The sequence below is a fragment of the Methylocaldum sp. genome (assembly GCF_039794385.1).
Classification (GTDB): Bacteria; Pseudomonadota; Gammaproteobacteria; order Methylococcales; family Methylococcaceae; genus Methylocaldum.
This window is the reverse complement of record NZ_JBDIVO010000165.1, coordinates 1-9,986: the sequence shown is the minus strand read 5'-3', so window position 1 is coordinate 9,986 and position 9,986 is coordinate 1. Positions and strand designations below refer to the sequence as shown.

Here is a 9,986-nt window from a genome sequence, read left to right as displayed (position 1 = left end):
CGGGTTGGGCAGCCGCGAATCCTTATTGGAAGAACTGACGGCTCTGGATGAAAAACGCGGGAAACTCGCACGCGAACAGGGCCGGTTGATGCTGGCGGCGGCAAAAGAGCGTGCGGTGGCCGACGGCATCGAGTCGCCGTCCTGCGTTCAACGCCACGGCAGCCTGGTGGATACGCTTCTGGAACTCGAGGAGGATATACGCTTATTGGTGATGGGCAAGCAGGGCGAAAGCACCAACGGCGCCAATCGTCATATCGGCAGCCACCTGGAAACGGTGATCAGAACAATGCACAGACCCATTCTGGTAACGCCCCATCAATTCAGGGAGCCCGAACGGGTCATGTTCGCTTTCGACGGCAGCGCGACCACGCGCAAAGGCATAGAGATGGTTGCCAACAGCCCGCTGTTCAGAGGGCTTTCCTGTCACATTCTGATGGCCGGCAAAGACGGTGCCGGTCTGCGTGAGCACCTCGACTGGGCCAGAGCCACATTGGCGCGGGCCGGCTTGGACGTGACGGCCGAAATCCGCGAGGGCGACGTCATCAACGTTTCCGAGCGGTACCGGCAAGAGCATGGCATCGACCTGTTGATCATGGGCGCCTACGGCCACTCCAGGATACGCGAGTTCCTGGTGGGCAGTACGACGACGAGCATGCTCACCAATGCCACGCTTCCGGTGCTGGTGCTGCGATAACGAAAAATCGAAAAGGTAAGCGATGGAGCCGGCAGGAAGAAAAATAAGGCTATTTTTTCCTGGTTTTTTCTCGTTCGCAAACTCCTGTTTGGGAACCCGCACGAAGAAGCTTCCGCTTCTCGGGCGACCCGGGGCAGACCTTTCCGGCCTGCCTGCTTGTCCTGCCGGTTCGCGATCGATGGGTTTCGCTATCGCTCTACCCATCCTACTGCCCTAAGGCGCTACGTCGGAGCTCTTGAACAACGACGGGTTCATGCCGTACCGGCTGAGCAAGCGGTAGAACTCGGTCCGGTTGCGCTTGGCCAGCTTAGCGGCTTGAGTTACGTTGCCGTTGGTCATCTGCAACAGCCGGATCAGATAGTTTCGCTCGAACTGTTCCCTGGCTTCCTGCAGGGATAGGAACGACGCCGGTTCGTCCCGCAACGCCCGTTGCACCAGCGTCACCGGGATGAGCGGCGTCGAGGACAGCGCGACGCACTGCTCCACGACGTTACGGAGTTGCCGCACGTTTCCGGGCCATTCGAAATTCACGAAACATTCCATGGCCTCCGGCGAAAATCCCTTGACCCGATTGCCGTAGGTTTCCGCGAGATCCCTCAGGAAATGCATCGCCAACAAAGGAATATCCTCGGGCCGCTTGGATAGGGGCGGAAGCATCAAGGTGACGACATTGAGCCGGTAATAAAGGTCTTCGCGGAAGTTCCCTTCCGCCATGGCCTTATCCAAATCCGCGTGAGTTGCGGAAATGATGCGCACGTCGACCGGCTCGTCATCGGTGGCGCCCACCGGGCGCACCTTCATCTCCTGGAGCGCGCGCAACAGCTTGGCCTGAAAAGACTTGGGCATGTCGCCGATTTCGTCCAGAAACAGAGTGCCGCCGTCCGCGGCACGGAAGAGCCCTTTGTGATCGCGGGTGGCGCCTGTGAACGCGCCCCTGCGATGTCCGAAAAGTTCGGATTCGAAGAGATTTTCCGGAATCGCGCTGCAATTGACCGCCACGAACGGCCCGTCCGCCCGCGTACTGGCCTCGTGAATCGCGCGCGCGAGCAACTCCTTGCCAGTGCCGCTCTCGCCGCCGATAAATATGCTCGCCTTGCTCTGTGCGACGCGATTGGCCTGGCTCAGCAACTCCTCCATGAGAGGGCTCTGTGTGACGATGTGTTGTCTCCAAGCGTCCTGATCCACCGTGACGCCGCTGGTCAGTCCGATCCGCATGGCCTGGTTGACCAGCTTGACCAGTTCGTTCTTGTCCACAGGTTTGGACACGAAGCCGAACACGCCCCGCTTGGTCGCGCTGACGGCATCGCTGATCGTGCCGTGGGCCGTCATGATGATGAAGGGCAGCGTCGGATATTGCTCATGGAGAAAGTCGAACAACGCCAGGCCGTCCATGCCCTCCATACGCAGATCCGTCACGACGACATGGGGGCGAAACACGGAGACCCTCGAAATGGCCGCCGGTCCGCTGTTCACGGTTTCCAGTTCAAATCCCGCTGAGGTGAGACGCAGGGCCACCAGGCGCAACAGATCCGGATCATCGTCCACCAATAGGACACGTTTACGTGCAGTGTTCATAGGATTATTGTCCGCTGTCTGGCTCGTCTAAACGCTGCTCGATAGCTTTGAGCGCATCCAGCTTCTCTTGAAGCTCTTTCAGCTCGCTCTCTTGCGTTTTCAGCCGCCGGTGCACTTTCTTTTCTTTCGATACGGTGTGAGAGACCTGACGCTCCGAGTGTTTTCGCCGCTCGATTTCGTTGTCGAGACGGCTCAAAATTTCTTTCTGATAAATCAACAAGGCTTTAAGCCGTTCGTCCTGAAGTTCGGCCAAAGAGGCGTCCACGATCACGGAGGCATTCCTGATGTCGCCACAGGCCTCGGTCGCCGCCTGGGCAAAGAAAAAATGCAGACGTACGCCTAAGCTGCGATCGGCCTGGTAACGCTGCAACAGTTGTTGACATTCGGATAGCCGCTCGGCCGGAGGCAGGCGGGCAATCTCGGCGGCAAAACTGAGGAGATCCTCGAACGCATAGCTGGCGTATTTCTGCTCGGACGCTTTGGGTGCAGTATCAGCACTCTCCTTGCTTCTGAATCCTGCGCAACCCGTGATAGCAAACAGCACGATCAGAGCTGTAGCGCGGGAGGGGAATTTCATGTGTCGCTTAATCTAGCCGTAAAGGTATTTGCACCCGAATACGGGCGCCTTTTTTGTTCGGGCGGGGCTCCAAGGCTTCGACCTTGCCATGATGACCGGAAACGCATTCGCTGACAATAGCCAATCCCATGCCCGTCCCCGCGATGCCGTCCTCTCGGGCAGCTTTTCCCTGAAAGAACGGCTCGAAAACGTGTTTACGCTCGTCGGGCTCTATGCCCGGGCCGTCATCTTCTACTTCCAACTCCATATGGCCGCCGTTTTGGCGGAGCGTCACGCAGATCTCGCCGCCGACGGGCGAGTATTTAACTGCATTTGACAGCAGGTTATCAACAACGGTACGCAATTGATCCGGGTTGCCGTCGAGTTCGACCGGCCGCAACTGCTCGGTCAGCTCGATGGATTTGGTGCGCAAGCGAATCTGGTAATCGTCGATCAATTCTGAGACGAGCCTCGCCATATTGACCGTTTCCCGAAGCATGGCTCCGGGACGAGCGTTGACTTGGCTGTAATTGATCAACTCGGCGATCAAGGTATCCAGCTTTTGCGTATTGCTGACCACGATCTGCGCGATCTCTCTTTGCTCGGTATTGAGTTCCCCGACCACTTCGTCCGCCAACAGTTCGGTGCCTTCGTGGATGGTCGCCAACGGAGTCTTGATCTCGTGGGACACATGGCGGATGAATTGCTGTTTCGCCTCCTCGAGACCTCGCAGCCGGCTGCGCAGCCAGTCCAGCCGTTCGCCCAGGTATTCCAAATCCTTAGGACCGGTCACCTGGATCGGCCGAATGAAATCGCCGGCCCCGAGCTTGCGTATCGCATGGTCCATCTGGCGCACCGAGCGGATGATGAAAAACGTAACAAACGAAATTAAGACCACCGAAATAGGCAGCAAAACCGACGACTCCTGCAACATCCGGCGCTGAACCGCGGAGGACCTGCTCTCCAGATTGTCGACCTCGGAATCCACGATCCCCGAGAAACCGCGAGCGAGTTCCTTAGCCTTCAGATTGAGCGTCGAAAACATTTCATCTGTCTTTTCCATGCGCGCCTTTCTAGGCCGGTCACGCTGCTCGCGCGTCGCGCCGGAACGGCGGGTGTCGACTTTTTCGGGCTTTGCCGTCGGCTCGATCGCCATGTTCGAAACATGCTGAAAGATGCCTCCCTCTTCTACCGAAAACCGCTGGAGCTGGGCGACCAACGCCGGCTCTTCGGTCAAGCTCAACAAATTGCTGATTACCTCGCCGAGGTCACGGTGAACCGTTTCGAGAGCGACGCGGCTCTCCGCGTCTTCTAAAATCAAGTACCGCTTGGCCTTGCGCTCGAAATCGGTGAGCCTCTCGCGCAACAACTCCTTTTTTTGGCTGATTTGAGCCACCCGATAAGCCGTTTTTTGAGAGGAAACCGCCAATTCCTTGACCGCCGTGACAGCGAACACCAAGGCGAGCACCAAGGGCAGTATCGCCATCGTAAAACCGACAAGAATCAGCTTCCTGAGCGATATCCTTCGCAGAATATTAAAGAAGATCAGCATGGAGTCTTAGCTGGAATTCCGATTGTAGTCGAGTGCGTTTCTTAAGGTTTCCGCCAGGATCGGGGCCAAAAACACGACATTCGTGGAGTGAAGAATACTGTCGCTGCTGCCGATCTCGGAAACACCGCTACGTCGCAGCTTATCGACGGCATTCTCGACGAATAACGGGTGCGTCACCAGCACATCGACGTTCTCGGCCCCCAGTGCGCGCAGCTTGGCAACGGCTTCGGTCAAGGTCGTGCCGGTGCTGGCCACGTCGTCAACCAGGACTACGCTTCGCCCCCTCACCTGAAAATCAGTCGTCTCGACCGACACTGCCCTGTCACCGAAACGTTGCTTGAAAGCGACGACAAAGGGAAGCCCGCAGTCTTTCGCGATGGCGCTTACCCATTGTTCCGATTCGGCATCCGGCCCCACCAGCAACGGCTTGTCTGACCGGTTCGCGAGATAACGCGCGAACAGCGGAGCCGCCGGTACGACAATCGGATTTCTCGCCGGAACCGCCTCTTCGAGCCGGCTGATACGGTGCAAATGAGGATCGACGGTCACGACATCATCAAACAAGCCGGCAAGAAACTCCCCGATTATTTTTTGACTGACGATCTCACCCGGTTGAAAGGCACAATCCTGCCGCATATAACATAAATAGGGCGCTATCAAAGACAGTCTTTTGACGCCTTGGTTCCGCAGAGCGCGAGCGACCAGGAGCAGCTCGACCAATTTGTCGTTGGGATCCTGGAGACTGCGAAATACGACGACATGCTCGGCCTTTATCTCCGGCAAGGTCACCTTGCTTTCCCCGTCCGGAAAACGGTGGATGCCGACCTCGCCGTATCGGGCATCCAGAGCCTCCACCACTGCCATGGCCTGAACGCGAGAATCGGAGAATCCTAAAATCATGGTCAAAATTCCACGTAACCTTTAGGTATTTTATCGAACTCGCCCAACTCGTACCCCGTACGCTGACGGACGAAATCGCAAGCGAAATCGTAATTCGACGGAAACTCGGCATGAATCCGGTACAGCGCTTCGCCTTTTTCCACCTTGTCTCCCAGCTTCTTCAGCACGTCGACGCCAGCCCCTTTCGACATCGGCGCTCCGGCCAGTCGCGCGATACGAGCGAGAAAAAAGTTGTCGATATGAGTCACCGACCCCGCGCGTTCGGCGCAGACTTCATACGTTAGCTTGCCCAGCTCGAATTTTTGTTCTTGCACACCTTGTGCCACAACAATACGGTTCATCTTTTCCAAGGCTCGCCCCGACTCCAAAATTTCCCGAGCGATGGCATATCCCTGACCGCCGCGCACATCCGGGTCGAATTCGATAATACGCCCGGCCAATCGCAGGGACTTTTCCCGCAAATCGGTCGGAGCACGCGGGTCGTTCTCCAGCACCTGCATCACGTCGCGCACCTCCAGAACCGGCCCGATACCGTGGCCGACCGGTTGCCGGCCGTCGGTGATCATGACCTCCAAATAAAGTCCCAAGCGGTCGCCGACGTACTCGAAAAGTTTTCGCAATTGCATCGCATCGCGCATGTGCCGAACTTTGGCTGTCGGCCCGACCGGGATATCCAGCAACAGATGCGTCGCGCCGGCCGCGAGCTTCTTGGACAAAATCGAAGCCACCATCTGGCCTTGCGAATCGATGCCCAGCGGGCGCTCAACCGAAATCAGCATGTCGTCCACAGGCGCCAGGCGCGTCGTTCCACCCCAGACCAGGCAGCCTCGCTCGATTCGAACCAACTTGTCCAAGGTCTCCGGCAAGAGATCGACTCGCGCCAAGACCTCCATGGTATCCGCCGTACCGGCCGGCGACGTGATGGCACGGCTCGAGGTTTTCGGAATCAAGGTGCCGTGCGCCGCCACTATGGGCACGACCAGCATGGATGTCCGGTTGCCGGGAATGCCGCCGATGCAATGCTTATCGGCCACCAAAGGCTCGTTCCAGTCGATCCGGCTTCCGGTCGACAGCATGGCCTTGGTCAAAAGAAGCACTTCATCCCGATCCAGTCCGTTTTGTCCGGTCGCCACCAGAAAGGCCGCCATTTCCATTTTCGAATAACGGCGATTCGCGATGTCGCGGGTGATGGAAATGTAATCGTCGTAACTCAGCCGCTCTCCGCCGATCTTGCGCCGAACCGCATCCATGGATGCGGGCGGTTCCGCCTGCGCGACCCGAACGTCGTGCCCCTCCTCCGCGCACAGTTGACTGAACGCTTGCTCGGAAAGGCCCAGTTCGTCGGGATTGACGATCTGGTCGTCGTCCACCACATTCAGTACGGCTTCGATTCGCTCGTTGTTGCAATAGACCACGATCTTGGCGAGCGCCTGGAAGCCTTCCGCACGGTAAACCGAACACTCCCGGTGGAGATAGGCGACATTTTCCCGATAGGTATCGATGGCGATGCGGCGCAGCTTGAGCCGATAGCTGATGTGATCGTTGCGGAGATCGGATACTTCGGAATCGGATGTTGTTTCGGTCATGGTTCCGCAATCGTTTTCGAAAAAACTCTAATTTTCCTCCAAGAAGGCGGATTGTTTACCACTGACACCGCCGAACCCTTAAAATAACACGTCAGTTGTAATCAGTCGTTTCTCACGTCCATTTGCCGCTATTTCCGACATGCGCGCCGCTTTTTTCTACCCGATAACCTCGATCGCGGCGCTGGTCGCCTTTTGGCAAGCCGCGGCAATCGCCTTTGGAACGCCGCTGTTGCCGTCTCCCTTGGAGGTATCGGAAGTGCTTCTGTCCGAAGTCCGCTCCGGAGCGCTGCCCTACCATCTCGGCGTGACGCTGGCGCGGCTGGCCGTCAGTTTCGTCTTGGCCATGAGTATGGGGACTGCCTTGGGTATCCTGCTGGGCCGGCACGAAAAACTGGATCGTTTTTTCGACAGTTGGCTCGTGTTTTTTCTGAACATTCCGGCTCTGGTGATCATCATCCTGTGTTACGTCTGGTTCGGGCTGGTCGAGAGCGCCGCCATCGCCGCCGTGGTCATCAATAAGCTGCCCAATGTCGTCGTGACCGTGCGGGAAGGCGCACGGACGCTGGACCGAGATCTCCTGGAGATGGCCGAAGCGTATCGGTTCGGCCGGTACAAAACGCTGCGCCACATCGTCTGGCCGCAGTTGTACCCGTTCTTCATCGCCGCCTCGCGGACCGGGCTCGCGCTGATTTGGAAGATCATTCTGGTCGTGGAATTGCTCGGACGCAGCAACGGCATGGGTTTTCAACTGCACCTGTTCTTCCAGATGTTCAACGTCTCCGCCATCCTCGCCTACACCATCGCCTTCGTCGTCGTAATTCAACTGATCGAGATCGGCCTCCTCAAGCCTCTCGATCGCCATGCCCAACGGTGGCGCCGATGACCGCGGTTCAAATCGAGATAGTCAGAAAAACCTATCGGCCCAAAGGAGAAACGGGAGCACCCGCTATACTCCAGGATCTGTCCATCATACTCGGATCCGGCGAATTCGCCTGTCTCGTCGGCCCATCGGGCTGCGGCAAAACTACGCTACTAAATATAGCAGCCGGACTGGACCGGGATTATGAAGGCACGGTCCGAATCGGAACCGAAACCGGAAAACCGCACATCGGTTATGTCTTTCAAAATCCGCGCCTCATTCCGTGGCGGACGGTGCGGGAAAACATCGAGCTGGCCCTTCCCAAAGAGGCCGATCCCGCCTATATCGATCATCTTTTCGACGTAGTCGGACTCGCCAACGCGCAGGATGTATACCCGGAACGGCTCTCGCTGGGCATGAGCCGCCGTGTGGCCCTGGTGCGGGCCTTCGCCGTCAATCCGGATCTCTTGCTCATGGACGAACCGTTCGTATCGCTCGATCCGCCCACGGCCCGCCGTGTCCGCGAACTGGTCGTGGCACTTTGGCAAGAGCGTCCGCACACGGTCCTGTTCGTCACCCACGACTTGCGCGAAGCGATCGAACTGGCGGATCGGCTGATATTCCTGTCGTCGCGTCCGGCTTCGGTGATTGGCGACATTCCGGTAAACATCCCGCGCACCGAGCGAAGCGAGGCCGCGATCGAAACCTTTCGCCAGCGGCTTTACTCGGATTATCCGGTCATTCGGGAGCTGCTTTAACCGTTCTTGTAGATACTGCCCATGGCGGCACACGCGCCACGCTAGTGCATTTTCCGATGTGGTATAGCGCCTTAGGCTATTGTAGGTCGGGAATCCTTTCCCGACGTTAACGGGTCGGCAAACGGATTAGCTAATGGAAACCGTGCAGCACCGAAATAGCGACTCTTCGAGTAATAGACCAAGAGCTCAAACACTCGGATCAGGTAGAGACCGCCCCCTGGACCGTTTGTCGAAAATCTCCCATCATCTGCGGAAATCAACCGGCTGAAATATATTGGAATGCTGGACGCGTAGGGCGGCAAGCTCCCTGAATTCGGCGTCGCTCTATCCGAGCTTCCCGAAATAGGCTACACGTCATGGTCGGCGGGTCGGGGCTATTTGCGGCGACCGACCGTGGGCGAAGGAATCGACCGCCTGACAGACTCGTACAATGTAAATTTCACATCTAAACGATCGTCGTTCTGCCACGACCGTCATTACCCGGTGCGTTCCTGGCGGAGAAGGACATCGGCTGGGGGCCAAAGCCATGAGAAAGCGTTTTTTTCTTCCCGATGCTGCGACGAAGCAGGAGTTCGGATGTCTTCTTTTCGCCTTTGCCCCGGTCGGGGTTTTGCTGACGGCTATCGTAGTATTCGAATTGGGCGGGTTCGGACTGTCGACGATCCCCGGCAAGTTGGCCCGTCAGATTTCAGCGTTCGACCGCGGCATCGTTATGGAATTGTCCGAGCTACGTGCGCGAACGGTGTGGCTGACGGCTGTAATTGTCTATTACGCCATTGCAGTTGCCGTGATGATCGTCAGCATTCATACGATTCGCCTCAACCTGAGTCGTCAATGCTTCAGGTATTTCGGTGCAATCATAGGTCTCCTCGGAATCCTGTCCGTCGCCTACTTCGTTTTTGGTACTCTCCGCGAAAATGGTGTAACCGCGATTTTTCGACTGACCTACGGGGTACTTGAGGCGTCAGGCTATTTTTCACCCTTGCAGCTCGGAGTTATTCTCGGACTAGTAAGCGTGGTCAATCTGATCGCGACCGTGGTGCCTTTCGCGATCATTCTGGCCGGAAGCAGTTCCATGGCTCCGTTCGAGGAACTGCCTCCGGATGAAGTCCTGCATTTTATCGAAGCGCGTTTTAGCCACCTAAAAAACGCGGTCAATTTGGGTTCTGCGATGCTGTTGATCGGCGTCTTGCATATGCTCGCCTGGCTGCGGTGGCCGGTGGTCTTCTTGGGGCAGGGAAAACTGACCGAGGAATTCGTCAATTGGTCGCTGACTTTGAGCATGTACTGGGGTGCGGTTTTTTCCCTGATGGTCATCGCCTTGTATATCCCCTGCACTTTGGCCTTGTACGCGCGCGCCAAGCGCGAGTTCAATCGAAACTTTCCCACATCCGAACATCAGGAACTGTGGAGTTATCTCCAGACTTTCGGTATATCGCGGGAACCCATGCGTCAATTACCCCAGGTAATCGCTATGTTGGCACCGTTTATCGGCGGCTCCTTAGG

At 57.2% G+C, this 9,986-nt stretch carries 9 protein-coding genes; 4 read left to right on the top strand and 5 right to left on the bottom strand.

The genetic code is table 11. The features are described 5' to 3' along the window. Positions 1–694: universal stress protein (locus tag ABJK70_RS14345; protein WP_347258306.1), on the top strand; the 694-nt coding region annotated here is incomplete at its 5' end. Between the two features lie 213 nt (positions 695–907). Here ABJK70_RS14345 and ABJK70_RS14340 read toward each other — a convergent pair. Genes ABJK70_RS14340 through ABJK70_RS14320 form a run of 5 tightly spaced genes read right to left on the bottom strand, consistent with a single transcriptional unit; the run spans position 908 to position 6,863 of the window. Then, positions 908–2,269, bottom strand: coding sequence for a sigma 54-interacting transcriptional regulator (locus ABJK70_RS14340; RefSeq protein ID WP_077729322.1), 1,362 nt, complete (start codon positions 2,267–2,269; stop codon positions 908–910). A 4-nt stretch (positions 2,270–2,273) separates the two neighbouring features. Next, a complete protein-coding gene (locus tag ABJK70_RS14335) occupies positions 2,274–2,846 on the bottom strand; it encodes a hypothetical protein (protein WP_077729321.1) in 573 nt (190 codons plus the stop codon). Positions 2,847–2,853: 7 nt separating this feature from the next. Further along, positions 2,854–4,377 (bottom strand): HAMP domain-containing sensor histidine kinase, encoded by a 1,524-nt coding sequence (locus tag ABJK70_RS14330; protein WP_086133114.1) that lies wholly within the window; start codon positions 4,375–4,377, stop codon positions 2,854–2,856. Between the two features lie 6 nt (positions 4,378–4,383). Then, entirely contained in the window at positions 4,384–5,277 is an 894-nt protein-coding gene (locus ABJK70_RS14325) for a ribose-phosphate diphosphokinase (RefSeq protein WP_347258305.1), read from the bottom strand. Positions 5,278–5,279: 2 nt separating this feature from the next. Next, complete coding sequence (locus ABJK70_RS14320; RefSeq protein ID WP_086133112.1) at positions 5,280–6,863, bottom strand: thymidine phosphorylase family protein; 1,584 nt, start codon at positions 6,861–6,863, stop codon at positions 5,280–5,282. Between the two features lie 139 nt (positions 6,864–7,002). Here ABJK70_RS14320 and ABJK70_RS14315 point away from each other — a divergent pair, with 139 nt between their 5' ends. The 3 genes from ABJK70_RS14315 to ABJK70_RS14305 all read left to right on the top strand — a co-directional run. Further along, entirely contained in the window at positions 7,003–7,746 is a 744-nt protein-coding gene (locus ABJK70_RS14315; protein WP_077729313.1) for an ABC transporter permease, read from the top strand. Then, positions 7,743–8,480, top strand: coding sequence for an ABC transporter ATP-binding protein (locus ABJK70_RS14310; protein ID WP_086133111.1), 738 nt, complete (start codon positions 7,743–7,745; stop codon positions 8,478–8,480). The genes ABJK70_RS14315 and ABJK70_RS14310 overlap by 4 nt, the downstream gene beginning before the upstream one ends. A 526-nt stretch (positions 8,481–9,006) precedes the next feature. After that, on the top strand, positions 9,007–9,986 hold a 980-nt coding region (locus tag ABJK70_RS14305), incomplete at its 3' end, for a hypothetical protein (RefSeq protein ID WP_347258304.1).